Genomic DNA, 23,685 nt, shown 5'->3' with positions numbered 1-23,685 from the left:
GCGCCATTGCAATTGACCTTGCGACCCGAGGCGCGAAGTAATGCCGCATGACCCTTCACACCGATACTTGCCCGACCCTCAATCTGATCCGTTTGCCGAACGGCCAGGGCCTCGATCTGCCCGCCTATGAAACGCGCGGTGCAGCCGGCATGGACCTGCGCGCGGCGATCGACGCGGACAAACCGCTGCTGCTGGCGCCCGGCAAACTCGCGCTCGTTCCGACCGGCTTCGTTTTCGAAATCCCAGAAGGTTTCGAGGGGCAAGTTCGCCCGCGTTCCGGCCTCGCGGCCAAGAACGGCGTCACCTGCCTCAATGCACCCGGCACGGTCGACAGCGATTATCGCGGCGAGGTGAAGGTCATCCTCGTCAATCACGGCGAGGAGGATTTCACCGTCACACGCGGCATGCGCATCGCGCAGATGGTGATTACGCCATTCATCCAGGCTCGCATCGCCGAAGTCTTCGAGACGACCGAAACCGCGCGCGGCGCCGGCGGCTTCGGCTCGACCGGCGTATGACCGCCACTGAGACGACCGGCCTCAGATTCCGACAGGACTATTTCAGCGATCCGGCAGGCTGGGCCGCTCTCGTCTCCCTCCTTGACGATACGTTCGGCATCGATATCGATCCGCTGCGCGAGCTCGGCGGCGCGGATCCGACCAGCATGCCCTTCGGCTGGTTTACCGAGGGAGGTGTGCTTGCCGCCAATCTCTCGGCTTTTGCCATGCCTTTCGTCCTCAACGGCAGGCTGGTCAACGCGGCCGGACTTCAATCCGGCGCGGTCCGTCCGCCGTGGCGTGGCCGCGGCCTATACCGCGATGTGACGCACAAGGCTCTCGGCTGGTGCGAGGCGCAGGGCTTCGAAGCGGTCATCCTCTATACGGACAAGCCTGATCTCTACGCGCCCTACGGTTTCCGTTCGCTGCCGCTTCATAAATATGCCGGCCCTGCACCAGCCCCTGCAGGCTCCGCAGCATCGCGACCGCTGCAGCCGCGCGATGCCGGTGATCTTTCTCTGCTTCAGGACTTGCTGGCGAACCGCAAGCCGATTTCGGAGACGCTCGCCGTCGCCAGCAGCCCGGCGATGTTCCCCATCAACACGCAGTTCGATCCCACTATCCGCCTCAGCTATCTGGAAGAGGGCAAGGCCGCCATCGCCTGGAAGATGCCTGCAGCCGGTCACTTCGTTCTTCTCGATGTGATTGCGACAGAAATGCCTCCGCTTGCCGCAATCCTTGCCGGTCTCGGCATAGAGGCAACGACCGTCGAGACGCTCTTTCGTCCGGACAGGCTCGGCTGGTCCGGCAAGGCATTGCCTTACGAAGGTGGAACGCGGCTGATGCTGCGCGGGATGGAAGAAGTCAGCCTCGATCACCCAGCAATGCTCTCGCCAATGGCAGATTTCTGAGGCTATTTTTTCCGTATCAGCGGTGGAAGCCGGCGCTTGACCGGCGAAGACTTGATCATCGACGTATTGGTTTCCGCCCGCTCGGCCACCTTGTCGAGAATGCTGTCGAGCTCCCCCATAGAGCGGACGACGAGGCGGGCAATGAAACAATCGTCTCCCGTGACCTTGTCGCATTCAATGAATTCGGGCGTGTCCTGGATGATGCGCTCGACTATGTGGAGCTGGCCTGGCAGGGGGCGCACCCGCACAATGGCTTGAAGGGGATAGCCAATCGCTGCCGGATCGAGATCGATGGTGAAAAGCGTCACGACCCCACGATCTTCGAGTCGCCGCAGACGCTCCGCGGCGCTCGGCGAAGAAAGTCCTACAGCCTGAGCGAGCTCTTTTAGGGAAATACGCGAATTTCCCGCCAGCGCCTCTATCATTGCGCGGTCAATATCGTCGACTGCCTGTATCTCGTTAGCCAACATGGCAAAAACTCCTAACAAGATTAGGTTTATCCAGCCTTTCCCTTTCTTATCTTATAGAAAATGCTGCGATGCCGCAATACAATTTCACGCTAACGAATGGAGATGGCGATGCAAGGCGATATTAGAAGAGGCACAGCGGAGATGACGGCGGCGATGCTGATCTCGGGAACGATCGGCTGGTTCGTCGTCATGTCCGGCCAACCCGTCAGCGGCGTCGTCTTCTGGCGCTGCTTTTTCGGCGCCCTGACCCTGCTTGTCATCTGCACCGCCCTTGGCTTGCTGAGACCCGGCGTCATCAGCCTGCGCTCGCTCGGCATCGCCATCTTCGGCGGCATCGCCATCGTTTCCAACTGGCTGCTGCTGTTCGCCTCCTATTCGCACGCCTCGATCTCGATCGCGACGACGGTCTACAACACCCAGCCCTTCATGCTGCTCGCGCTCGGCGCGCTCTTTCTTGGCGAGAAAATCACAGGCACCAAGCTCTTCTGGCTTGGGCTTTCCTTCGCAGGCATGGCTGCTATCGTCGAGGCGAAGCCGCAAGCCGACGCCGTCTCCGGCAGCTATGGTCTCGGTATCCTGATGGCGCTGGGTGCTGCTTTCTTTTATGCGCTGGCCGCACTTGCCGCCAAATGGCTGCGAGGTACACCGCCGCATCTGATCGCACTGATCCAGGTTTCCACCGGCATCGTCATGCTGGCGCCGATGACCGATTTTACGAACCTGCCAGTCGATGCGGGATCATGGCTGATCCTGATCACCGTCGGCGTCATCCACACCGGTCTCATGTACGTGTTGCTTTATGGCGCAATCCAGAAGCTTCCGACGCATCTGACGGGCGCTCTGTCCTTCATCTATCCGGTCGCCGCCATCCTGGTCGACCGCTTCGCCTTCGGCCATGCATTGCAGCCGATGCAGATCGCCGGGGCGGCGGTCATTCTGCTCGCTGCCGCCGGCATGAATCTCGGATGGTCACCCGGCAGGCTCTTTCACCTGCCGGCGACCAGAAGCTAGGCCGCTACTTCGCCTGGCGGGTCGTTTCGAACAGGAACCAGACGCGGCGTTCGCTCTGGTCGATCCAGTTCTCAATCAGGCTGGCGGTCGCAACGTCATTATATTCGTCGCAGACTTCATGCACTCCGCGCAGGATGGAGACGAGATGAAGATTGTCTTCGCGAAGTTCCGAGAGCATGTCCTCAGGTGTGACATAATCCGCATCATTGTCCGGAATGCGCTGTTGGCGGGCGATCTGACCGATCGAGCGCAACGTCGTGCCGCCGATCTTGCGGGCACGCTCTGCAACTTCATCGGTCATGTCGAAGATCTGCTCTGCCTGCTCGTCGAGCAGCAGATGGTAATCGCGGAAGTGCGGACCGGACATATGCCAGTGGAAGTTTTTGGTCTTGACATAGAGCGTGAAGACATCGGCGAGCAGTGCGGTCAGTGCGGCCGAGATATCGGTGATCGCGTTGGTCGGCAGGTCGGAAGGGGTCTTGAGCGGCAAACGTCTGCGGGCTTCGGCTGAGGTCGGCGACATGCATTCTCTCCTTGGTGATGAAAACTTTCTGCATCGGGCTTGAGGGAAGCCGCGGCGGGCCATGTCTGCGGCCGCTTGCAAGGGGAAGATAGCAAGGCCGCATTGCTTTCCAAGTAGATCAAGGTTCAACGGACCTATTCTTTATGGTTATGGACGGATCAGCGCCAGGCGATTGATGAAGCCCGCCTGGCGCGCTTATAGGAAGATGACACAACCTCTTGGATCCGAAGATGAGCCTTACCGTCCTGATCGCCTATGCCGGCGCCCTATTTATCGCCGCCGCCATTCCCGGCCCGGGGATCACGGCGATCGTCGCCCGTGCGCTCGGCTCGAATTTCCGCGAGACCTTCTTCATGGGGCTCGGCCTTGTGCTCGGTGACATGACCTATCTCACCGCTGTCATCCTCGGCCTTGCCTTCGTGGCGCAGACCTTCACCGAAATCTTCCTCGTCATCAAGATCGCCGGCGCGCTCTATCTCGGGTACATCGCCTGGAAGCTCTGGACTGCCGGCTTGCTGCCGCAGGATATTGCCGCGAAGAAATCCAGCAGTGCCGGCATGTCCTTCCTGTCCGGCCTGCTGGTGACGCTCGGAAATCCGAAGACCATGCTGTTCTACGTGGCGCTGGTGCCGACGCTGATCGATCTCAACAGCATCGGGATGCGCGACTATCTCATGCTGCTCGCCGTCACCTTCGTCGTGCTGATGATCGTGCTCATTCCCTACATGATGCTGGCGTCGCGCGCCCGCACGATGCTGAAGCGGCCGCGCGCGCTGCAGGCGCTGAACCGCGTCGCCGCCAGCATCCTGGCGGGTACGGCAGCCTTCATCGCCACTCGTGCAGCCTGAAATAAACATTCGGCAACGGACGGTTTTCAAAGGATTTTTTCTCCGGCTTAAGCGAGCGGCGGATGACGCCACTCTGGTCTCATCGCCAGTTTGACCCTATTCTCTCCGCAGATTTCAGAATGGATTTCAAAGGGAGAGCACCCATGTCGCACAAACCGGGCCGCGGCCGCATCTATTCCTCCATCACCGATACAATCGGCGACACACCGCTTGTTCGCCTCGACAAGCTCGCCAAGGAAAAAGGCGTGGTTGCCAATATCCTCGCCAAGCTGGAGTTCTTCAATCCGATCGCATCGGTGAAGGACCGCATCGGCGTCGCGATGATCGAGAGCCTGGAAACGCAGGGCAAGATTTCTCCCGGCAAGACCGTGCTGATCGAGCCGACTTCGGGCAATACCGGTATCGCGCTTGCCTTCGCCGCCGCGGCCAAAGGCTACCGGCTGATCCTCACCATGCCCGAAACCATGTCGGTCGAGCGCCGCAAGATGCTGGCGCTGCTCGGCGCCGAACTGGTGCTGACCGAGGGGTCAAAGGGCATGAAGGGGGCGATCGCCAAGGCCGAAGAACTCGCCGCTTCGCTGCCCGATGCCGTCATCCCGCAGCAGTTCGAAAACCCGGCCAATCCGGAAATCCACCGCAAGACGACAGCCGAGGAGATCTGGAACGATACGGACGGCAAGGTCGATATTTTCGTTGCCGGCATCGGCACCGGCGGCACGATCACCGGCGTCGGCCAGGTGCTGAAGAGCCGCAAGCCGGATATCCGGGTCGTGGCCGTCGAACCAACCGACTCGCCGGTACTGTCAGGCGGCACGCCTGGTCCGCACAAGATCCAGGGCATCGGCGCCGGCTTCGCGCCGAAGATCCTCGATACGAGCATCTATGACGAGGTCGTGACGGTCAGCAATGACGAGGCCTTCCAGCAGGCGCGGCTCGTCGCCAGGCTCGAAGGCGTGCCGGTCGGCATTTCCTCGGGTGCGGCACTCGCGGCCGCAATCGAGGTCGGCCGCCGTCCGGAAAATGCCGGCAAGAACATCGTCGTCATCATCCCATCCTTTGCCGAGCGGTATCTTTCGACGGCGTTGTTCGAAGGGCTGGGGAGTTAAGTAGCAAATAGCGAATAGCGAATAGCGAATAGGATGGAGGCCCGTTCGGTGTCGGGCAAGCCGTTTGACTATTCGCTATTCGCCACTCCCTATTCGCTTCTATCCTCATGCCGCCGCCGTCAACCGCGCGCCGGCAACGCGGTAAGAAATCGCTTCCGCCAGATGGATCCGGCCCACGGTTTCCTTGCCGTCGAGATCGGCAAGCGTGCGGGCGACCTTCAACACCCGGTGATAGCCGCGCGCCGAAAACTTCATCTTGTCGGCGGCATCGCGCAGCAGTTGCAATCCCGCCGCATCCGGCTCGGCAAATTTCTCGATCATCGAGGTCGAGCAGCCGGCATTGGTGGAAATACCCGTGGCGCCTGTAGCGGCATAACGCTCGCGCTGGGTGTCACGGGCGCGGGCAACGCGCCGGGCGACATCGGCACTCGCTTCGGCCACTGTCGGCCGGATGAGGTCGGCGGCGGAAACGGCCGGCACGTCGATGCGGATATCGATGCGGTCCATCAGCGGGCCGGAAATGCGGGCCTGATAATCCGTCATGCAGCGCGGTCCTCGGGCGCAAGTGTGGCCTGGCTCGCCCGCCATACCGCAACGGCAAGGATTCATGGCCGCAATGAGCTGGATCCGCGCCGGATAGGAGACCCGGTGATTGGCGCGCGCGATGACGCATTCGCCGCTTTCCAGAGGCTGACGCAGGGCATCGAGCGCCTGCGGCGTGAATTCCGGAAACTCATCGAGGAAAAGCACGCCGTGATGGGCAAGCGAAGCCTCGCCCGGCCGGGCGCGCAAGCCGCCGCCGATGAGGGCCGCCATAGTCGCCGAATGATGCGGCGTGCGAAACGGCCTGCGGTCCGAGAGCCTGCCGCCGGAAAGCTGGCCGGCGATGGAATGGATCATCGAGACTTCCAGCAATTCTGCAGCCGAAAGCGGCGGCAGGATGGAGGGCAGCCTCGACGCCAGCATCGACTTGCCGGAGCCGGGCGGTCCGACCATCAACAGATTGTGGCCGCCGGCGGCCGCCACTTCCAGCGCCCGCTTGGCGCTTTCCTGCCCCTTGATCTCGGCGAGATCGGGAAGGTTGGCTGCATTGGGGCGAATGGATGGCTCCGGGCGTGAGAGTATCTGCGTGCCGCGGAAATGATTGGCGAGTGCGATCAGGCTGCGCGGCGCCAGAATGTCGATGCCGGAACCCGCCCATGCGGCCTCCGAACCGCTTTCCGCCGGGCAGATCAGCCCCTTTCCGGTCGCATTGGCGCCGATTGCAGCCGGCAGCGCCCCGGCAATCGCGGCGATCGTGCCGTCAAGGTTGAGTTCACCGACAACGACATAGTCGGACAAAGCATCCGCCGGAATGGCACCGAGTGCGGCCATCAGGCCGAGAGCGATAGGCAAATCGAAATGGCTGCCCTCTTTGGGAAGATCGGCTGGCGCAAGATTGACCGTGACGCGTTTTGCCGGCAGCGCCAGGCCGGAGGCATGCAAGGCCGCCTGCACCCGCTCGCGGCTTTCCGCAACCGCCTTATCCGGCAGGCCGACGATCTGGATTCCCATCTTGCCGGGAGCGACCATGACCTGGACCTCGACCGGCACACCTTCAATGCCCTGAAACGCAACCGTGCTGACGCGTGCGACCATGCCCTGCCCCGAAACCTCTACACCCCACCTATGAAGTCGGTCACAATCTGGCATGGAATTTGGAATAAAACAAGAACGATAAGCGAACGAATTCAGCTACCCGCTGCAATCAGATTGCGATGGGTTGTAAAGCCGGAACGAAGGCGATCAAAGGCGGAACACTTGGAGCATTTCCGTTTTTCGTCGAATCGCGGAAATGCTCTATCTCTTTGTTTCTACACAACTCCGGACGCAAAACTGCAGCACGGTTTTGCTGGAGTTGCTCTAGCCGCGCTTGCGCTCGATGGCATCCCATAACAGGCTTGCGATATCGGCGCCGCCGAACTTCTTCACCTCGCGGATGCCGGTCGGCGAGGTCACGTTGATTTCGGTCATGTAGTCGCCGATCACGTCGATGCCGACGAGCAGGAAGCCGCGTTCGCGCAAAGCTGGACCGATGCGCTCGCAGATTTCCTTCTCGCGCGCCGTCAGTTCGGTCGGCTCGGCGCGGCCGCCGACATGCATGTTGGAGCGGCTGTCATGCTCGGCCGGGACGCGGTTGATGGCGCCGGCAAATTCGCCGTCGACAAGGATGATGCGCTTGTCGCCCTTGCGCACGTCAGGCAGGTACTGCTGGGCGATGAAGGGCTCGCGGAAGAGCTGGCCGAACATTTCGAGCAGCGAAGACAGGTTGCGGTCATCCCTGGTGGAATGGAAAACGCCGGCACCGCCATTGCCATAGAGAGGCTTCAGGATGATGTCGCCCAGCTCGTCGCGGAAGCGGCGGATCTCGGCGGGATCCTTGGTGATCAGCGTCTTCGGCATCAGGTCGGAAAATTCGGTGACGAAGATCTTTTCCGGCGAGTTGCGCACCCAGGCCGGATCGTTGACGACGAGCGTCTTCGGGTGGATTCGTTCAAGCAGATGCGTCGCGGTGATGTAGGCCATGTCGAAGGGCGGGTCCTGGCGCAGCAGAACGACATCCATGGTCGAGAGGTCGACGCGTTCGGGCGCACCGAGCTCATAGTAATCACCCTTGACGTCGCGCAGCACCATCGGCTCGACGGAAGTATAGAGCTTGCCGTCGCGGAAGCTCAGGCGTTCGGGTGTGTAGTGGAAGAGATTGTAGCCACGCGCCTGCGCTTCGAGGCTCATGGCGAAAGTGGAATCACCCGCGATATTGATGCCGGAGACATGGTCCATCTGGACCGCTACGTTCTTGATCTTGGCCATTTCCGTCCCTTGAGCTGATGCCGCCCAGATGTAGGTCGGTCAGGCATCAAACGCAACGGCAATCAATGGCTTCGGATGTTTCCGCGGGCGCTATTTTCAGGCGGCGATGCCGGTACCGCCGCTGTTGCGCAAGAGGTTGCGCAGGCGGTAGGCGATGGCGAGCGGCTTCGGGAAAGGCTTGCGCAGGAAGGCGACCTTACGGACGTAATTGTCGACCCGCCAGTTCGCCCAGGTGCCGCCGGCGAAGAAAGCGACGTCGCCCGCCTGCAGCGTACGCTCCAGGCCGTCTTCGGTGGTGACGTGCACCTCGCCTTCGAGGATCATCACCGTCTCGTCCCAGCCGAAACGCCAGCGGAATTCACCTGATGTGCAATCCCAGATCGCCGTCAGCGAGGCTTCGTCATGGCCGCGGGAGTGTTCCGCCGTGCGCGCCTGCGGATTGCCGCTGATGATCCAATCCGGATTGATCGGCGTCGGCTTCAGCACCATGCGGTCGCTTGCCTGCGCGACGAAAGATTTGCCTGATGGCTTCAACGCGGCATAAGGCACCGACCGCGCAGCCGTCGCTGCGGCTGTTGCAAGCATCATCTTCCAGGCCATGAATTACCCCCAGTTGCTACCCCTAGCTGCGTCGTGGATAGCAAAAGAGTCATAAAAGCCCGTTCAAGCAGATGCTAAAACTTTAACGAAAGCTTGTTCGCCAGTTTTAGGCGCCCGCGGAATTTAGCGCCTCCCTAGAAAGCATCCGGGAAATGACGGGGCAGCTTCCCCGGCAATATCGCAACGATATCATAGCGCTGTGAGAGCTGGGCATAGTCCTGCTGACGGGCAAGCCAGAGATCACTTGCGGCCCGGATACGCTTTTGCGAAGCATAGGAGACGGCATCAACCGCGCCCATTTCGTCGGCGCGCGCCTTGACCTCGACAAAGATGGCCAGATCCCCCTTGCGGGCGACAATATCGATCTCGCCGAGCTTCGTCTTGTAGCGCAGGGCGAGAATGCGATAGCCTTTCAGCATCAGGAAAATGGCGGCAATATATTCCGCCGCCCAGCCGCGGCGCAGCGCCTTTCTCCTGCGGAGCGTCGCCTCGCCGTCAGCCATCCGCCGCCTTCATGTCGAGAAGCTTCTGGTAGAGCACCTTGCGCGGCAGGCCAGTCAAGCGGGCAGCCTCGGTTGCGGCCTTCGCGGTCGGCAGGTCTTTTGAGAGATCGGCGAGAACCGCGTCGACGTCGGCTTCGGTGGCGGGCCGCTCTTTCGGCGGGCCGATCACCAGCACGATCTCGCCCTTCACATTGTCATGTTCTTCATAGTGAGCTGCGAGTTCGGCAAGCGTGCCTCGGCGGAATTCCTCATAGGTCTTCGTCAGTTCGCGGCAGACCGACGCCTCGCGTTCGGCGCCGAGCACATCGGCAGCGGCCAGCAGCGTCGCGCCAATGCGATGGGGTGATTCAAAGAAAATCAATGTGGCTGGTGCGGCTACAAATTCCGCGAACCGATCGCGGCGCGCCTTGTCCTTGGTCGGCAGGAAGCCGGCAAAGAGAAAGGCATCGTTCGGCAGGCCTGAACCGACGAGGGCGGCAAGTGGCGCCGAAGCACCGGGAATGGGGATAACGCGGTAGCCCATCTCGATCGCCTGCTGCGCCAGCCGATAGCCGGGGTCGGAAACGAGCGGCGTGCCGGCATCGGAGACAAGGGCCACCGACTTGCCGGCTTCGAGCGCCTGTAGCAGTCGCGGCCCTGCCTCATCGGCATTGTGCTCATGATAGGCGAAGGGGCGGTTCTGGATACCGTAACGATCAAGCAGAACGCGGGTAACGCGGGTATCTTCGCAGGCCAGGACATCGGCACCGGCAAGCGTTTCCAGCGCCCGCAGCGTGATGTCGCCGAGATTGCCGATCGGTGTGGCGACGAGATAGAGAGCCGGTTCGAGCGGGCGCGCCGGTACTGCAATATTGTGCAGGCGAAAGCCGCGCCGTGCGCCGGTTTCCGCTGTCGTCTCTTCCGTCATGTCACTCGCTTTCGTCCCGCCGGGCTCTTCCCTTTATGGGCGAGCGGTGTCACTTCGACAAGGGGCCGCAATTTCTGTGAGCATTGCACTGCAAAACGGCATTTGCAGGCCTGTGGACAGCCATGCCTCTTGCAATCGTCGGCAAAGTTCTGCCATTTTGCCCGTCCACTCCCCTCTCCCAAAGGGGAAAGCAGTGCGCGGCGCTCGCAGGCGCCCAGACAATAAAGGTCGAAAGCGGTAGCATCCCATGCGTATTACTATTGAGCGGTCAAACCTTTTGAAGTCGCTGAACCACGTCCACCGCGTGGTCGAACGCCGCAACACGATCCCGATCCTGTCCAACGTGCTCTTGAAGGCTGACGGCCAGAGCCTCGACATGAAGGCGACCGACCTCGATCTGGAAATCACCGAAGCGACGCCTGCCAATGTCGAGCAGGCCGGCGCCACCACGGTTCCCGCCCATCTCCTTTACGACATCGTGCGCAAGCTTTCCGATGGCGCGGAAGTCCTGCTCGCGACAACGCAGGACGGCAGCTCGATGAATGTTCAGTCGGGCCGTTCGAAATTCTCGCTGCAGTGCCTGCCGGAGTCCGATTTCCCTGATCTGACGGCCGGTACCTTCACGCACTCCTTCAAGCTGAAGGCAAGCGACCTGAAGATGCTGATCGATCGCACGCAGTTTGCGATCTCCACCGAAGAAACCCGCTATTATCTGAACGGCATCTTCTTCCACACGATCGAAAGCGGCGGCGACCTGAAGCTGCGCGCCGTCGCAACCGACGGCCACCGTCTGGCCCGCGCCGATGTGGATGCGCCTTCCGGCTCGGAAGGCATGCCGGGCATCATCATTCCGCGCAAGACGGTCGGCGAATTGCAGAAGCTCGTCGATGTGCCGGATGCGATCGTCACCGTCGAAGTCTCCGACGCCAAGATCCGTATCACCATCGGCTCCATCGTCATGACCTCGAAGCTGATCGACGGCACCTTCCCGGACTATCAGCGCGTCATCCCGACCAACAACGACAAGGAAATGCGCGTCGACTGCACGAGCTTCGCCCAGGCTGTCGACCGCGTCTCGACCATTTCCTCCGAGCGCGGCCGCGCCGTGAAGCTCGCGCTCTCCGACGGTCAGCTGCTGCTCACCGTCAACAATCCGGATTCCGGTAGTGCTACGGAAGAAGTCGCCGTCGGCTACGATACGGATCCGATGGAAATCGGCTTCAACGCCAAGTATCTGCTCGACATCACTGCGCAGCTTTCCGGCGACGAAGCGATCTTCCTGCTGGCAGACGCCGGTTCGCCGACACTCGTGCGCGACACCGCAGGTGACGACGCCCTCTACGTATTGATGCCGATGCGCGTCTAAGCGCGCGTCGCATTTATTGTCGAAACCTTTCTGATCGCGACATGACCCCTTGTTTTTGCATCACCCTCCTGCAATTAAGGGAAAGTTGAACGGCAGGTATGGGAGGATGGTATGGCATTGCGGCTCAAGGAACGGCTCGGCAAGAAGTTTGACGAGGAGATCCGCTTCTTCAAGGGCATGATGCAGGGGCCGAAGACTGTCGGCTCCATCATTCCAACTTCCTCGATCACCGCCCGCAAGATGGCAAGCGTCGCAGATCCGCATTCGGACCTGCCTGTCCTTGAGCTCGGCCCAGGCACCGGAGCCATCACCAAGGCGATCCTTGCCCATGGCGTGAAGCCGGAAAAGCTCGTCGCCATCGAATATTCGACAGACTTTTACCAGCATCTCCTTCGCCTCTATCCAGGCGTGACCTTCATCAACGGCGATGCCTTCGATCTCGACAGGACGCTCGGCTCACTTCGGGATCAGAGATTTGATTGCGCCATCTCATGCATACCGCTCCTGAACTTCCCGATGCAGGCACGCATCTCGCTTCTCGAAAACCTGCTCGACCGCATGCCGGCGAGCCGGCCGTTCGTGCAGATCTCCTATGGTGCAGTGTCGCCAATCGTCGCCAACCCCGATCGCTACAGCATTCATCATTTTGATTTCATCGTGCGCAATATTCCCCCAGCCCAACTCTGGATCTATCGGCGCGGATAAATGTTTGGACTTTATATCACCCATCCTCAGGTCAAGATCGACCCGCAGATTCCCGTCCCCAAATGGGGTCTTTCCGACATCGGCGCCGAACGTGCTCGCAAGGCCATTGCGAGCGACTGGGCGAAGCGGCTGACCCGCATCGTCTCCAGCGACGAGACGAAGGCGATCGAAACGGCGGAAATCCTTGCCGAAGCTTCGGGTGCGAAAATCGAGATCGTGCACGGCATGCATGAGAACGATCGTACTGCTACCGGCTTCCTGCCGCCGGACAAGTTCGAAGAGGCCGCCAACTGGTTCTTCGCCCATCCGCAGGAGAGCTTCAGGGGCTGGGAGCGGGCCGTCGATGCGCAAGCCCGCATCGTCTCCGCGGTCGAAGCGATCCTCGCCTCGCATGACCGAAATGCGCCGATCGCCTTCGTCGGCCATGGCGGCGTCGGAACGCTGCTCAAGTGCCATCTGATGGGCACGCCGATAGCGCGCGACGGAGATCAGCCGGGCGGCGGTGGCAATCTCTATGCTTTCGGCCTTGCGGATCGCCGCTTATCATGCGACTGGACACCCATCGAAGACTGGCGGGGATGATTTGAGATGGACGCACGCGAGCGGTTGATCGTCGGACTGGATGTTCCAACGATTGGCGAAGCGGAAAGATTGGTTTCCACGCTCGGCGACGACATTCTCTTCTACAAGATCGGCTATCAGCTCGTCTTTGCCGGCGGGCTGGAATTTGCTCGCGACCTTGCCGCCAGCGGCAAGAAGATCTTCCTCGACATGAAACTGCTCGACATCGACAACACGGTCGCATCCGGCGTTGAAAACATCGCCAAGATGGGCATGTCGATGCTGACGCTGCACGCGTACCCGAAAGCGATGAAGGCCGCGGTCGAGGCGGCGAAGGGCTCCGGCCTCTGCCTGCTCGGCGTGACCGTGCTGACCTCGATGGATGCCGAAGACCTCGTCGAGGCCGGTTATCAATACGATCCGAGGACGCTTGTGGCACGCCGGGCCGAACAGGCACGTGCCGCCGGTATGGGCGGCATCGTCTGCTCCGCCGAGGAATCCGCTGCTGTTAGCGAGATCGTCGGACCTGATATGGCGATCGTTACACCCGGCATCCGCCCGACGGGCGCCGAAAAGGGCGACCAGAAGCGGGTCATGACGCCTAAGGATGCACTGAAGGCCGGGTCCACCCATCTCGTCGTCGCGCGCCCGATCGTCAAGGCACCGGAGCCGCGGGAAGCGGCACGCGCAATCCTCAATGAAATGGTCGCCGCGCTCTGGCCGGCGAACCGCTGAAGGGAGACAAGAATGGCCAAGGGATACTGGATCGCCCGCGTCGATGTGCGCGACCTCGAGCGCTACAAGGATTATGTCGCAGCTGCAAAGCCAGCCTTTGAAAAATACGGTGCGAACTTTCTCGCCCGTGGCGGCGCAATCACCGAGCTTGAAGGCAGGGCGCGCGCCCGTAACGTCGTCATCGAATTTCCCTCGATGCAGCATGCCGTCGACTGCTATAATTCACCGGAATACCAGATCGCCGCAAAAATCCGCCATGAGGTGGCTGATGCCGAAATGGTCGTCGTCGAAGGCATCTGAACCAGTTTCGAACGGGTAAGAACTGCGGCGCGATGGCCCTTTTCGTCGCACCGGGATTCGGCTAAGACGAAATCCACCACAGCATTCCAAAGCCTTTCGAGGAGCCTGCCATGACCCTTGCTAACCTGCCGCCGCTCGTCACCGTGTTCGGAGGGTCTGGTTTCATCGGCAGACACGTCGTGCGTGTACTGGCCAAGCGCGGCTACCGTATCCGTGTCGCCGTTCGCCGCCCCGATCTCGCGGGCTTCCTGCAGCCGCTCGGCAATGTCGGCCAGATCTCCTTCGTTCAGGCCAACCTGCGCTACCGCAATTCGATCGACCGCGCCGTCGAAGGCGCCGACCACGTCATCAATTGCGTCGGCATCCTCTTCGAGAGCGGCCGCAACACATTCGATGCCGTGCAGGAATTTGGCGGCCGTGCGGTGGCTGAAGCCGCCCGCAATGCTGGTGCGACGCTCACTCACCTCTCGGCTATCGGTGCAAACTCCGGCTCGCAGTCCAGTTACGGCCGCACCAAGGGCCGCGCGGAAGCAGCCATCCTGTCGATCAAGCCTGACGCAGTGATCTTCCGTCCGTCTATCGTCTTCGGCCCGGAAGACAGCTTCTTCAACAAGTTCGCCAACATGGCGCGCATGTTCCCGGTGCTGCCGCTCGTCGGCGGCGGCAAGACGAAATTCCAGCCGGTTTATGTCGAAGATGTCGCCGAGGCCGTTGCCCGCGCCGTCGACGGCAAGATCGAAGGTGGAAAGATCTATGAGCTCGGCGGCCCTGAAGTCCTGAGCTTCCGTGAATGTCTCGAGACCATGCTGAAGGTCACGGCTCGCAAGAACCGGCTCGTTTCCCTTCCCTTCGGCATCGCATCGCTGATCGGCAGCATAGCTTCGCTGGTGCCGTTCATCACACCGCCGATCACACCGGATCAGGTCAAGCTGCTGAAGCGTGACAATGTCGTTTCGAAGGAAGCCGAAGCCGAAGGCCGCACGCTCAAGGGCCTCGGCATAACGCCTACGATGGCGGCTTCGGTGCTCGAATCCTACCTCGTGCAATACCGCCCGCACGGCCAGTATACCGGCTCCGGCAAGGCTGCCTGATAATCGATAGCCGACAGTTCAAGCGCCGCTCGTGAAGTTTCGCGGGCGGCGTTTTTCTTTTTTGTGAGGCGCAAATCTGGCGCAAGCCCAGCGTGTTATGACGCGTTTCATAGGGTGTGACGTTGCATAAAAGACGCATAGGAAATTTAGTGGAATTAACACCAAATTTAGCAGGAACATTTATTGCTATTTGCTACTCCACTGACTAAACACCCCCGCGCGTCTTCAGACAGACTCAAGCGCCTCGCAGGCGTGCGGCAATCACTGTGAAAGGCTATTTCTAATGGGTAAGTCAATCGCGCTTCTTTTTGCGTGTGCGGCACTTGTCATCCTCGCAGGCTCCTTCATTGCGCCGGGCTCCGTCGCAGCGGTGAAGGGCGGTTGCTCGCCGGCCTACGGCGTCGATCCCTGCTCGACGGCCTCCATTACCCACTAAAGCGTTCACGATCTTTCAGATCGCTTGCCACGCTTCAGGCCTTTGTTTTACGCATGTCGTTATCGCAAAACCGCTGTACACTTTTGCGCGACATGCTTCGATAAAAAGCCGGCCCTTTCGAACCGGCTTTGGTTTTTATCCCGGTGCGAGCGACACATATTCGATCGCTCGCAGGTTTCGCGACTCAGGCGATCATGCCGGTCATCGCCATGCCGAGCAGCACAATACCCAAAATGATGCGATAGATCGCGAAGACCGTAAAACGGTTGCTCCTGATGTAGGCCAGCAACCACTTGACGGCGATGAAGGCAACGATCGTCGAAACGACGAAGGCAATGCCGAGCGCGGTCCAATCTTCGTTTGCCGCACCGCCATCCCTGAAGGTTTCCAGAAGCGAGAAGGCGCTTGCTGCATACATCGTCGGAATGCCGACGAGGAAGGCGAATTCGGTTGCCGCGGCGCGGTTGCCCGTGCCGGCCAGCATGGCGACGAAGATCGTGGCGCCAGAGCGGGACGTTCCGGGGAAGACGCCGGCAACGACCTGGGCGATACCGACCAGAATGGCAACAAGCCAGGTGATGTGAGAGCTCGGAGGGCGGCGGGCAGCGGCCCATTCGGCAAAGATCATCCAGATACCGCCGATGATGAGCGCCCAAGCAACTGGCGTTGCGTTCTCAGGCAGTTCGAACCCGAGCTTCTTGACCACCAGTCCAAGGGCCGCCGTTATCAGAAAGGCGACAATCAGCTTAAAAGCATAATCGCGGTGTTGCGGATCGCGCCAGCCAAGCAGCAGATCGAGCAGACGACGCCAGTAGATGATCGTGACGGCAAGGATCGCGCCGGCCTGAATGACAATATTGAATGTGTCGGTGCGGGCGCCGAGCCACTGTTCCGCAATGATCAGGTGGCCGGTGCTCGAAATCGGCAGGAACTCTGTGATCCCTTCTATAATGCCCAGAATTATAGAGTTTATATAGTCCATAAAGTGTCTCCGGTGTGGGGTTCGGTCGGACTGGAATGGCGGTCAGACTTATATTGCACTGCACAATCATCATTCGCCAGAGCGGGAGGCAAGAAAAGGCGAGAAGGGGAGTTGCGATGATTCAGGCAGCCATGTTTTGTCCCTCGTCAGGCAGATAGCCCCGATTCGCTTGTATTGCCGGGGCCAAGCTCCTATAGCTTCAACTAATGAGTCATGACTAGGGCGGTATAAGTGGCGCGCCCTTGAACCCATGCAGCACAATCAAAAGTCCGAGTATCGATGCCCACGCTTTATCATCATCCCATGTCGTCCGCATCTCGCTTCGTCAGGCTCATTCTGGCGGAATACGGCTATCAGGCGGAGCTGATCGAGGAACAGACCTGGGAGAAGCGCCGGGACTTCCTGGCGCTCAATCCGGCGGGCACGCTGCCTGTCTATGTCGACGACAGCATGCGGGCGCTCTGTGGCGCGACCGTCATTTCCGAATATCTCGACGAGACGCATGGCGTACTAAAGCGCGATCGTCGGCTGCTTGCCGAGGACCCGTTCCAGCGCGCGGAAATCCGCCGCCTGACGGAATGGTTCATGCAGAAGATGGAAAACGACGTCACCAAGCCGCTGGCGCGTGAGCGCGTCTACAAGCTGCAGATGACGGCGGACCAGGGCGGCGGAGCCCCGGATTCCAAGATGTTGCGTACGGCGCGTGCCAATATCCGCCAGCATATGCGTTATCTCACATGGCTTGCAGGCTCGCGCCAATGGCTCGCCGGCGACCGGATGAGCTATGCCGATCTTGCGGCCGCCGCCTCCATCTCCATCCTTGATTATCTCGGTGAGATCGACTGGTCGGAATCGCCGCTTGCCAAGGACTGGTACCAGCGGCTGAAATCGCGCCCCTCCTTCCGCCCGCTTCTGACCGAACGCGTGCGCGGCCTGACGCCGGTTTCCCACTATGCCGACCTGGATTTCTGACGAGGGCTTTTCATGCCCGACGCAAAAATCGATGATATAAAAGAGCGCAAGCGCCGCGACAATTTGACCGCCTTCCTGAAGGCGGAATCACTCGCTCTCGGCTTTGATCTCTGTCGCGTCACCCGTCCGGATTCGATTCCTGACGCAAAGGAGCGGCTCGGCCAGTTCATCGATGCCGGCCGGCATGGAACGATGGAATGGATGGCCGAGACACGAGAGCGCCGTGGCGATCCAAGCACGCTCTGGAGCGATGTGCGCTCGGTCGCGGTCTTCGGCCTCAATTATGGGCCTGAGGAAGATCCGCGCGGCATTCTCGACAAGAAGGACAAGGCGGCGATCTCCGTCTATGCCCGCAATCGCGATTATCATGATGTCATCAAGGGCCGGCTGAAGGAGATCGCCACACGTTTTGCCGCCAGGGCGGGCGCAGATGTTAAGGTCTTCGTCGATACCGCACCGGTCATGGAAAAGCCGCTGGCAGCTGCGGCCGGGCTTGGCTGGCAGGGCAAACACACCAACCTTCTCAGCCGCGAACATGGCTCCTGGCTTTTCCTCGGCTCGATGTTCACGACCGCCGATCTCAATATAGATATGCCCGAGACGGATCATTGCGGCTCCTGCCGCGCCTGCCTCGATGCCTGCCCGACCGCCGCCTTTCCGGCGCCCTATCAGATCGATGCGCGCCGCTGCATCTCGTATCTGACCATCGAGCACAAGGGACCGATCGATCCTGAGTTCCGGCCGCTGATCGGCAATCGCATCTACGGCTGCGACGATTGTCTTGCTGCCTGCCCGTGGAACAAGTTCGCAAGCGAAGCCTCGGAAATGAAGCTGAAGGCACGCGAAGATCTGAAGGAGCCGTCCATCGCCTTCCTTCTCACGCTTGACGATCCGACCTTTCGCAGCTTCTTCAGCGGCTCGCCGGTCAAGCGCATCGGCCGCGACCGCTTCATCCGTAATGTGCTGATCGCCGCCGGCAATTCCGGTGAGCGCAGCCTCATCGAGCAATGTCGCATTCTGGCCACCGATGCCTCGCCTACCGTGCGCGGCATGGCGGTCTGGGCATTGTCGCGGCTCATGAAGGCTGGCGAATTCGACATCTTTGCCGCACAAAGGGAAAGTGAGTCGGACGAGGATGTCCTCGGCGAGTGGCGAATGGCAGGAGTAAGCTGATGCATGTGATGATCTTTGGCTGCGGTTATTCCGGTACAGCGATCGCCAAGGCCTTTGGTGAGAGCGGCGTGCGCACCTCCGGCACGACCCGTTCTCCGGAAAAAGCCGAAGAACTGCGGAGAGCCGGGATTGAAGCCTTCCTTTTTGATGGCGAGACCTTGAGCGCCGAGCTGCAGGCTGCCATGGCAGACGTTACTCATCTCGTCCAGTCGATTGCGCCGCGCGACACCGATCCGCTGCTTGCATTGCTTGGTCAGGATGGCGCGGCACTTCTGCCGAAGCTCCAATGGATCGGCTATCTCTCCACCGTCGGCGTCTATGGCGATCATAAGGGCGGCTGGGTGACGGAAGAAGCCCTTTGCGTTCCGGTCTCCGGCCGCTCGAAGGAACGGTTGGAAGCTGAGGAGGCCTGGCTGGCACTTGGACGCGCCCGCGGCGTGCCGGCCGCAATTTTGCGTCTCTCAGGCATCTATGGGCCGAGACGCAACGCTTTCGTCAATCTCGATCGCGGTACGGCGCGTCGTATCATCAAGAAGGAGCAAGTCTTCAACCGCATCCGCGTTGAGGACATTGGCGCTTCCACCCGCTTTCTGTCGGAGCACGCGCTCGGCGGCATCTATAATGTCACGGACGATCAGCCCGGTCCGCCGCAGGACGTCATCGTCGAAGCGGCTCGCCTGATGGGCGTCGAGCCGCCGCCGGAACAGGCTTTCGAGACGGCAGAGATGACGGCGATGGCCCGTTCTTTCTACGGTGAGAACAAGCGGGTTTCGAATGCAAAATTGAAGGCTGCGGGCTTCCGTTTTGCCTTCCCGAACTACCCGATGTCGCTCGCCCAGCTCTGGCAAAATGGTCATTGGAGGGGTTGAAGAAACCTTCTCATTCGGGTGAGCGGGTTATAGCCCATAAAGAGTAGAAATTTCCTACTTTCTAATTTTAGGGAACTGAATTTCGCTCCGAATTATGGTTAACGGCCCCTAAATTTGCGCAAATGTGGCGTCAAATATGGCAATCGGAGAAAAAAAATTTTGTGATTTCCCGCGACTACCAACTGCTTACCGTTTTTCCGAAAAAATTATTCGGATTTTAGCTGATTTTATTAGGTTTTTTCCACAGCTTGACAAAGCGGTGTCCTGCTACCGCAATGTTATCAAAATCACAAATATTACAGACTGTAATATTCCGTGATCATCCTTGGCACTTTTTCGCCACTTTTCCCCGGATTGAAGCCCCACCGCCTGCGAAGGCGCAAGTTCAATAGTTGAGGGACAATCCGTTTTGAAGAAAATCTGCCGTTCTCTAATCACCACCGCAGCCATTGCAGCCTGTTCTTTCGTCCTTCCGGCGGAAGGGTTTGCTGCTAACGGATGTGGCGGTGCTTCGTGGTACGCACTTCGCTCCAAAACTGCTTCCGGGGAACGCATGAACCCGGCCATCTATACTGCCGCACATCGCTCTCTGGCGTTCGGCACCAAGGTGAAGGTCACCAACCGCAACAACGGCCGCAGCGTCGTCGTTCGCATCAATGATCGTGGTCCGTTTATCCGTGGTCGCGTGCTCGATCTGTCGCGCGCTGCTGCACAGAATATCGGCATGGTCTCCTCGGGCACTGCGAAGGTCTGCTACGAAATCATCAGCTGAGGCCAAGTCCTCCGCACAATCCCTGCGCCGGATGCGGCGCTTGCTCTTGCCGTCAATCGCGGGTAACCACGCGGTTGAGACTTGTGAACAATCCGCCCAGTCACTTAGGTTTCCCTGGCAGGTTTCCTGGGACTCATTTGCGTGGATCGTTCACCAGCCAAGGCAACAGGAGAAGTTTGAATGCGTTTGGGCGGCCGCCTCGAAGGGGCGATTTCGGTTCTGGCTGATATCGACGCCCGTAAAAGGCCTGTCGCCGATGCGCTGAAGGACTGGGGCCTCGCCCACCGTTTCGCCGGCTCCGGCGATCGGGCGGCGATCGGCAACATCGTCTATGACGCGCTGCGCATGCGGCTCTCCCATGCCTATCTGATGGACGACGACAGCGCCGTTGCCATTGCGCATGCCGTCATGTTCCGCCAGTGGGGTTTTACGCCGGAAACGCTGGCTGCGGAACTCGCCGACGACAAGTTCGCACCGACGCCGCTTTCGGCCGAGGCGCTCGCGGCCTTCGAAAACCGCTCTCTTTCCGATGCGGCCCCGCATGTGCAGGGCGATATTCCCGAATGGGTTCAATCCTCCTTCGAACAGGCTTTCGGTGACAACTGGCTTTCCGAAGCACAGGCGCTTGCCGGGCGCCCGACGCTTGATCTGCGCGCCAATATCCTGAAGGCCACCCGCGAAAAGGCCGTCAAGGCGCTGGAACGCGCCGGTGCCAATAAAGCGAAGATCGCACGCTATGGCATCCGGATTCCCGCCGGCGAGGGTGCCTCACGCTTGCCCAACGTGACGGCCGAGCTTTCGTTCCAGAAAGGTTGGTTCGAGGTTCAGGACGAGGGATCGCAGATCGTTGCCGATCTCGTGCTGCCTAGCGATGGCGAGCAGGTGCTGGATTACTGCGCCGGCGGCGGCGGCAAGACGCTCGCCATGGCGGCCGCCATGCACAACAAGGGCCAGGTCCACGCGTATGATGCCGACCGCAAGCGGCTTGCGCCGATCATCGAGCGGCTGAAGCGCGCCGGCACACGCAACGTTCAGGTCCATGACGATATCAGAGGCCTGTCCGGCCTGCGCGACCGCTGCGACAAGGTTTTGGTCGATGCGCCCTGCACCGGCACGGGCACGTGGCGCCGCCGCCCGGATACGAAATGGCGGCTGACCGCCAAGAACCTCGACGAACGCACCGCCCAGCAGCAGGACGCGCTGACGCAGGCAAGCGGCTTCGTGCGCCCCGGCGGCGAACTCATCTACGTGACCTGCTCGGTGCTGCCGCAGGAAAACGAAGAGCAGGTGCGCCGCTTTGCCGCCGACAACGGCGATTTCGAAATCGTCGGTGCTCTGCCTGCCTGGGATAGCCTGTTCGGCAAGGAGAGCACACGCCCGCGCTCTTCCGACGGCAAGACGATCACCCTGACGCCGGCCTCGACGGATACTGACGGCTTCTTCTTCTGCCGCCTCAAAAGGAAAGGCTGAGCCTTACGGCGACGGCGCCCGTAGCGGATATTGATGCCGCGGTGGGATGAGATGGTGCACGACGGCGATCGCAACCAGCAGAACGCCACCGAGCAGCACGACTGCAAACAGCGTCAATCCGCCGAGATGCGAGCCGAGAGCAACAAGCGGCACGGCACCTGCCGGCGGATGCGTGACCCTCAGCGCCAGCATGGCGGCGATCGCGATGCCGACGGCGATTGCCGCGACCCACCATAGACCCGGAAAGAAGAAAGCGGCTGCGGCACCGACTGCAGCAGCAAGGACATAGCCGCCGATGACATTGGCCGGTTGGGCAAGCGGGCTCTTCGGTTGTCCGAAGATCAGCACCGCCGTTGCGCCGAAGGGCGCGATCAGCAGCGGAATGCCTGTCGTGATGGCAAGTGTACCGACTGAAACCATGCCTATAACGGCGCCAATTCCAGACTTGAGGTGCGCATGGAATGCGCCCTTCGGTTCGTGGCGATGAATGAAATGCCTGATGTGATGACGCATGAAGGCCGGTCGGATGAGGGAGTATTCGGCGGGTCAGATGAAGGATTGAGCAGAGTGCGCGATAAATAGCGCGCGTCATGCCGAATTTTCAAGCAAATGCTTTTCAAACAGACAGAATGATCGCGGAAATCCATCCTTAAAACCATTCCAAACTAGAGTGTTTGACACCAGTTTGCTTTTGGGCGAAGAGACGAACGGCGGATTCAGACGGAAATCCGTCACAGGAGAGGATTATGAAGCTCAACCGCACATTCCGAGCAGCCGCGCTGGCGATTGCCCCCGCCGCCCTGCTCGCCCTTCCCGCGCATGCGGCAACCGACGCAGCCGCTGTCGTGAAACACTATGCCGAAATCGCTCATGCCAAGTACGAAGACTCGCTGACGACAGCCAAGGCGCTCGACGCGGCCATCGACACGTTTCTTAAGGCGCCTGATGATAAGACGCTGAAGGCTGCCAAGGACGCATGGATCAAGGCGCGTGTTCCCTACCAGCAGACCGAAGTTTACCGTTTCGGCAACCCAGTTGTCGACGACTGGGAGGGCAAGGTCAACGCGTGGCCGCTCGATGAAGGCCTGATCGATTACGTGGATCCCTCCTACGGCACGGAAAGCGACGAGAACTCTCTCTATGTCGCCAATGTCATCGCCAACAAGACGATCAAGATCGACGGCAAGGATGTCGATGCTTCCAGGCTGACGCCGGAATTCCTCTCCGGCACGCTGGCCGAGGCCGGCGGTATCGAAGCCAATGTCGCGACCGGCTACCATGCCATCGAATTCCTGCTCTGGGGCCAGGATCTGCATGGCACGGGGCCAGGTGCGGGCGAGCGTCCTGCCAGCGATTACGATCTGAAGAATTGCACACATGGCAATTGCGACCGCCGCGCCGAATATCTGAAGTCGGCTTCCACGCTGCTCGTTTCCGACCTGCAGGAAATGACCGACGACTGGGCAGCGGATGGCGAAGCCACCAAGCATGTCGAAGCCGATCCGAAGGCTGGCCTCGTCGCCATCCTGACGGGCATGGGTTCGCTCTCCTACGGTGAGCTCGCCGGCGAACGCATGAAGCTCGGCCTGCTGCTGCACGATCCGGAAGAAGAGCACGATTGCTTCTCCGACAACACCTACAACTCGCACCTGAACGATGCGATCGGCATCGCTGCCGCCTATACGGGCGAATACAGCCGCGTCGACGGCACCAAGATGACCGGCCCGTCGTTGCACGACCTCGTTGCCGCCAAGGACAAGGCTCTCGACGCCGAGATGACCGGCAAGCTCAATAAGACGCTGGATGCCATGCACGCCATGGCCAAGCGCGGCGAGACAGTCGAGAAGTACGACCAGATGATCGGCGAGGGCAACAAGGAAGGCAACGCTGTCGTCCAGGCTGCCATCGACGGTCTCATCGACCAGACGAAGTCGGTCCAGCGCGTTATTGCCGCACTTGACCTCGGCACCGTCGAGCTTGAAGGTTCCGACAGCCTGGATAATCCTAACGCTGTCTTCAAATAAGCA

General features: G+C 60.4%; 27 protein-coding genes. 18 read left to right on the top strand and 9 right to left on the bottom strand.

What is annotated here, in order from left to right; all coding sequences use genetic code 11:
* The first annotated feature begins 47 nt into the window (after positions 1–47).
* Positions 48–518, top strand: a complete 471-nt coding sequence (dut, locus tag FHT87_RS09885; protein WP_183801487.1) for a dUTP diphosphatase — start codon at positions 48–50, stop codon at positions 516–518.
* Positions 515–1,408 carry a GNAT family N-acetyltransferase gene (locus FHT87_RS09880; RefSeq protein ID WP_183801484.1) on the top strand — a complete coding sequence of 298 codons (894 nt, stop codon included), beginning with the start codon at positions 515–517 and terminating at the stop codon, positions 1,406–1,408. The genes dut and FHT87_RS09880 overlap by 4 nt, the downstream gene beginning before the upstream one ends.
* 2 nt (positions 1,409–1,410) lie before the next feature.
* On the opposite strand, the gene FHT87_RS09875 is transcribed toward FHT87_RS09880, so the two are convergent.
* On the bottom strand, positions 1,411–1,875 hold the full coding sequence (locus FHT87_RS09875) for an Lrp/AsnC family transcriptional regulator (protein WP_183729182.1): 465 nt from the start codon (positions 1,873–1,875) through the stop codon (positions 1,411–1,413).
* Between the two features lie 111 nt (positions 1,876–1,986).
* Here FHT87_RS09875 and FHT87_RS09870 point away from each other — a divergent pair, with 111 nt between their 5' ends.
* Entirely contained in the window at positions 1,987–2,889 is a 903-nt protein-coding gene (locus FHT87_RS09870) for a DMT family transporter (protein ID WP_183727821.1), read from the top strand.
* A 4-nt stretch (positions 2,890–2,893) separates the two neighbouring features.
* Here FHT87_RS09870 and FHT87_RS09865 read toward each other — a convergent pair whose 3' ends face one another.
* On the bottom strand, positions 2,894–3,412 hold the full coding sequence (locus FHT87_RS09865) for a DNA starvation/stationary phase protection protein (protein ID WP_183727819.1): 519 nt from the start codon (positions 3,410–3,412) through the stop codon (positions 2,894–2,896).
* A gap of 230 nt (positions 3,413–3,642) precedes the next feature.
* On the opposite strand from FHT87_RS09865, the gene FHT87_RS09860 reads away from it, so the two are divergent.
* A complete protein-coding gene (locus FHT87_RS09860; protein WP_183727817.1) occupies positions 3,643–4,260 on the top strand; it encodes a LysE family translocator in 618 nt (205 codons plus the stop codon).
* Between the two features lie 143 nt (positions 4,261–4,403).
* Positions 4,404–5,366, top strand: coding sequence for a cysteine synthase A (cysK, locus tag FHT87_RS09855; protein ID WP_183727816.1), 963 nt, complete (start codon positions 4,404–4,406; stop codon positions 5,364–5,366).
* Between the two features lie 105 nt (positions 5,367–5,471).
* On the opposite strand, the gene FHT87_RS09850 is transcribed toward cysK, so the two are convergent.
* The 5 genes from FHT87_RS09850 to rsmI all read right to left on the bottom strand — a co-directional run bounded on the left by FHT87_RS09850 (position 5,472) and on the right by rsmI (position 10,226).
* Entirely contained in the window at positions 5,472–7,004 is a 1,533-nt protein-coding gene (locus FHT87_RS09850) for a YifB family Mg chelatase-like AAA ATPase (RefSeq protein WP_183801481.1), read from the bottom strand.
* A 264-nt stretch (positions 7,005–7,268) separates the two neighbouring features.
* Positions 7,269–8,216 (bottom strand): glutathione synthase, encoded by a 948-nt coding sequence (gene gshB / locus FHT87_RS09845; protein WP_183801478.1) that lies wholly within the window; start codon positions 8,214–8,216, stop codon positions 7,269–7,271.
* A 96-nt stretch (positions 8,217–8,312) separates the two neighbouring features.
* Positions 8,313–8,816 (bottom strand): cupin domain-containing protein, encoded by a 504-nt coding sequence (locus tag FHT87_RS09840; protein WP_183727810.1) that lies wholly within the window; start codon positions 8,814–8,816, stop codon positions 8,313–8,315.
* 134 nt (positions 8,817–8,950) lie between these two features.
* Positions 8,951–9,319 (bottom strand): YraN family protein, encoded by a 369-nt coding sequence (locus tag FHT87_RS09835; RefSeq protein ID WP_183727808.1) that lies wholly within the window; start codon positions 9,317–9,319, stop codon positions 8,951–8,953.
* Entirely contained in the window at positions 9,312–10,226 is a 915-nt protein-coding gene (gene rsmI / locus FHT87_RS09830) for a 16S rRNA (cytidine(1402)-2'-O)-methyltransferase (protein WP_183801475.1), read from the bottom strand. Before rsmI ends, FHT87_RS09835 begins: the two co-directional genes overlap by 8 nt.
* Positions 10,227–10,473: 247 nt before the next feature.
* On the opposite strand from rsmI, the gene dnaN reads away from it, so the two are divergent.
* The 7 genes from dnaN to FHT87_RS09795 all read left to right on the top strand — a co-directional run bounded on the left by dnaN (position 10,474) and on the right by FHT87_RS09795 (position 15,420).
* The gene (gene dnaN / locus FHT87_RS09825; protein WP_183727804.1) at positions 10,474–11,592 is read left to right on the top strand and encodes a DNA polymerase III subunit beta; all 1,119 of its coding nucleotides are present in this window, start codon (positions 10,474–10,476) and stop codon (positions 11,590–11,592) included.
* A 111-nt stretch (positions 11,593–11,703) separates the two neighbouring features.
* Positions 11,704–12,297, top strand: coding sequence for a phospholipid N-methyltransferase PmtA (gene pmtA / locus FHT87_RS09820; protein WP_183801472.1), 594 nt, complete (start codon positions 11,704–11,706; stop codon positions 12,295–12,297).
* A complete protein-coding gene (locus tag FHT87_RS09815) occupies positions 12,298–12,879 on the top strand; it encodes a histidine phosphatase family protein (protein WP_183801469.1) in 582 nt (193 codons plus the stop codon).
* Between the two features lie 6 nt (positions 12,880–12,885).
* A complete protein-coding gene (pyrF, locus tag FHT87_RS09810) occupies positions 12,886–13,593 on the top strand; it encodes an orotidine-5'-phosphate decarboxylase (protein ID WP_183727798.1) in 708 nt (235 codons plus the stop codon).
* Between the two features lie 12 nt (positions 13,594–13,605).
* Positions 13,606–13,893, top strand: coding sequence for a DUF1330 domain-containing protein (locus FHT87_RS09805; protein ID WP_183727796.1), 288 nt, complete (start codon positions 13,606–13,608; stop codon positions 13,891–13,893).
* Between the two features lie 110 nt (positions 13,894–14,003).
* Positions 14,004–14,984 (top strand): complex I NDUFA9 subunit family protein, encoded by a 981-nt coding sequence (locus tag FHT87_RS09800; RefSeq protein WP_183801466.1) that lies wholly within the window; start codon positions 14,004–14,006, stop codon positions 14,982–14,984.
* Positions 14,985–15,267: 283 nt separating this feature from the next.
* A complete protein-coding gene (locus tag FHT87_RS09795) occupies positions 15,268–15,420 on the top strand; it encodes a hypothetical protein (protein ID WP_165911864.1) in 153 nt (50 codons plus the stop codon).
* 184 nt (positions 15,421–15,604) lie between these two features.
* Here FHT87_RS09795 and FHT87_RS09790 read toward each other — a convergent pair whose 3' ends face one another.
* A complete protein-coding gene (locus tag FHT87_RS09790) occupies positions 15,605–16,402 on the bottom strand; it encodes an undecaprenyl-diphosphate phosphatase (protein WP_183801464.1) in 798 nt (265 codons plus the stop codon).
* A gap of 279 nt (positions 16,403–16,681) precedes the next feature.
* Between FHT87_RS09790 and FHT87_RS09785 the strand changes: the two genes are divergently transcribed.
* The 5 genes from FHT87_RS09785 (at position 16,682) to FHT87_RS09765 (ending at position 21,658) form a co-directional block, all read left to right on the top strand.
* Positions 16,682–17,374 carry a glutathione S-transferase family protein gene (locus FHT87_RS09785; RefSeq protein ID WP_113298271.1) on the top strand — a complete coding sequence of 231 codons (693 nt, stop codon included), beginning with the start codon at positions 16,682–16,684 and terminating at the stop codon, positions 17,372–17,374.
* A gap of 12 nt (positions 17,375–17,386) precedes the next feature.
* Complete coding sequence (queG, locus tag FHT87_RS09780) at positions 17,387–18,547, top strand: tRNA epoxyqueuosine(34) reductase QueG (protein ID WP_183801461.1); 1,161 nt, start codon at positions 17,387–17,389, stop codon at positions 18,545–18,547.
* Positions 18,547–19,416, top strand: coding sequence for an SDR family oxidoreductase (locus tag FHT87_RS09775; RefSeq protein WP_183801458.1), 870 nt, complete (start codon positions 18,547–18,549; stop codon positions 19,414–19,416). Before queG ends, FHT87_RS09775 begins: the two co-directional genes overlap by 1 nt.
* 409 nt (positions 19,417–19,825) lie before the next feature.
* Positions 19,826–20,188 carry a septal ring lytic transglycosylase RlpA family protein gene (locus tag FHT87_RS09770; protein WP_183801455.1) on the top strand — a complete coding sequence of 121 codons (363 nt, stop codon included), beginning with the start codon at positions 19,826–19,828 and terminating at the stop codon, positions 20,186–20,188.
* A gap of 180 nt (positions 20,189–20,368) precedes the next feature.
* Entirely contained in the window at positions 20,369–21,658 is a 1,290-nt protein-coding gene (locus tag FHT87_RS09765) for an RsmB/NOP family class I SAM-dependent RNA methyltransferase (protein WP_183801453.1), read from the top strand.
* Between the two features lie 3 nt (positions 21,659–21,661).
* On the opposite strand, the gene FHT87_RS09760 is transcribed toward FHT87_RS09765, so the two are convergent.
* Entirely contained in the window at positions 21,662–22,171 is a 510-nt protein-coding gene (locus FHT87_RS09760) for an HPP family protein (protein WP_183727783.1), read from the bottom strand.
* Between the two features lie 233 nt (positions 22,172–22,404).
* On the opposite strand from FHT87_RS09760, the gene FHT87_RS09755 reads away from it, so the two are divergent.
* Positions 22,405–23,682: an imelysin family protein gene (locus FHT87_RS09755; protein WP_183801451.1), complete on the top strand. Its 1,278-nt coding sequence runs from the start codon at positions 22,405–22,407 to the stop codon at positions 23,680–23,682.
* The last annotated feature ends 3 nt before the right edge of the window (positions 23,683–23,685 follow it).

This window comes from Rhizobium sp. BK316 (assembly GCF_014193695.1).
Lineage (GTDB): Bacteria > Pseudomonadota > Alphaproteobacteria > Rhizobiales > Rhizobiaceae > Rhizobium.
This window is presented reverse-complemented; position numbering and strand designations above follow the sequence as displayed.

Coding starts and splice junctions, on each gene's coding strand:
- dnaN (WP_183727804.1), top strand. CDS start 10,474: ATGCGTATTACTATTGAGCGGTCAAACCTTTTGAAGTCGCTGAACCAC.
- FHT87_RS09760 (WP_183727783.1), bottom strand. CDS start 22,171: ATGCGTCATCACATCAGGCATTTCATTCATCGCCACGAACCGAAGGGC.
- FHT87_RS09805 (WP_183727796.1), top strand. CDS start 13,606: ATGGCCAAGGGATACTGGATCGCCCGCGTCGATGTGCGCGACCTCGAG.
- FHT87_RS09795 (WP_165911864.1), top strand. CDS start 15,268: ATGGGTAAGTCAATCGCGCTTCTTTTTGCGTGTGCGGCACTTGTCATC.
- FHT87_RS09840 (WP_183727810.1), bottom strand. CDS start 8,816: ATGGCCTGGAAGATGATGCTTGCAACAGCCGCAGCGACGGCTGCGCGG.
- FHT87_RS09850 (WP_183801481.1), bottom strand. CDS start 7,004: ATGGTCGCACGCGTCAGCACGGTTGCGTTTCAGGGCATTGAAGGTGTG.
- FHT87_RS09790 (WP_183801464.1), bottom strand. CDS start 16,402: ATGGACTATATAAACTCTATAATTCTGGGCATTATAGAAGGGATCACA.
- queG (WP_183801461.1), top strand. CDS start 17,387: ATGCCCGACGCAAAAATCGATGATATAAAAGAGCGCAAGCGCCGCGAC.
- FHT87_RS09800 (WP_183801466.1), top strand. CDS start 14,004: ATGACCCTTGCTAACCTGCCGCCGCTCGTCACCGTGTTCGGAGGGTCT.
- FHT87_RS09765 (WP_183801453.1), top strand. CDS start 20,369: ATGCGTTTGGGCGGCCGCCTCGAAGGGGCGATTTCGGTTCTGGCTGAT.
- FHT87_RS09775 (WP_183801458.1), top strand. CDS start 18,547: ATGCATGTGATGATCTTTGGCTGCGGTTATTCCGGTACAGCGATCGCC.
- pyrF (WP_183727798.1), top strand. CDS start 12,886: ATGGACGCACGCGAGCGGTTGATCGTCGGACTGGATGTTCCAACGATT.
- FHT87_RS09865 (WP_183727819.1), bottom strand. CDS start 3,412: ATGTCGCCGACCTCAGCCGAAGCCCGCAGACGTTTGCCGCTCAAGACC.
- FHT87_RS09755 (WP_183801451.1), top strand. CDS start 22,405: ATGAAGCTCAACCGCACATTCCGAGCAGCCGCGCTGGCGATTGCCCCC.
- FHT87_RS09870 (WP_183727821.1), top strand. CDS start 1,987: ATGCAAGGCGATATTAGAAGAGGCACAGCGGAGATGACGGCGGCGATG.
- cysK (WP_183727816.1), top strand. CDS start 4,404: ATGTCGCACAAACCGGGCCGCGGCCGCATCTATTCCTCCATCACCGAT.
- FHT87_RS09785 (WP_113298271.1), top strand. CDS start 16,682: ATGCCCACGCTTTATCATCATCCCATGTCGTCCGCATCTCGCTTCGTC.
- dut (WP_183801487.1), top strand. CDS start 48: ATGACCCTTCACACCGATACTTGCCCGACCCTCAATCTGATCCGTTTG.
- FHT87_RS09815 (WP_183801469.1), top strand. CDS start 12,298: ATGTTTGGACTTTATATCACCCATCCTCAGGTCAAGATCGACCCGCAG.
- gshB (WP_183801478.1), bottom strand. CDS start 8,216: ATGGCCAAGATCAAGAACGTAGCGGTCCAGATGGACCATGTCTCCGGC.
- FHT87_RS09860 (WP_183727817.1), top strand. CDS start 3,643: ATGAGCCTTACCGTCCTGATCGCCTATGCCGGCGCCCTATTTATCGCC.
- FHT87_RS09880 (WP_183801484.1), top strand. CDS start 515: ATGACCGCCACTGAGACGACCGGCCTCAGATTCCGACAGGACTATTTC.
- pmtA (WP_183801472.1), top strand. CDS start 11,704: ATGGCATTGCGGCTCAAGGAACGGCTCGGCAAGAAGTTTGACGAGGAG.
- FHT87_RS09835 (WP_183727808.1), bottom strand. CDS start 9,319: ATGGCTGACGGCGAGGCGACGCTCCGCAGGAGAAAGGCGCTGCGCCGC.
- rsmI (WP_183801475.1), bottom strand. CDS start 10,226: ATGACGGAAGAGACGACAGCGGAAACCGGCGCACGGCGCGGCTTTCGC.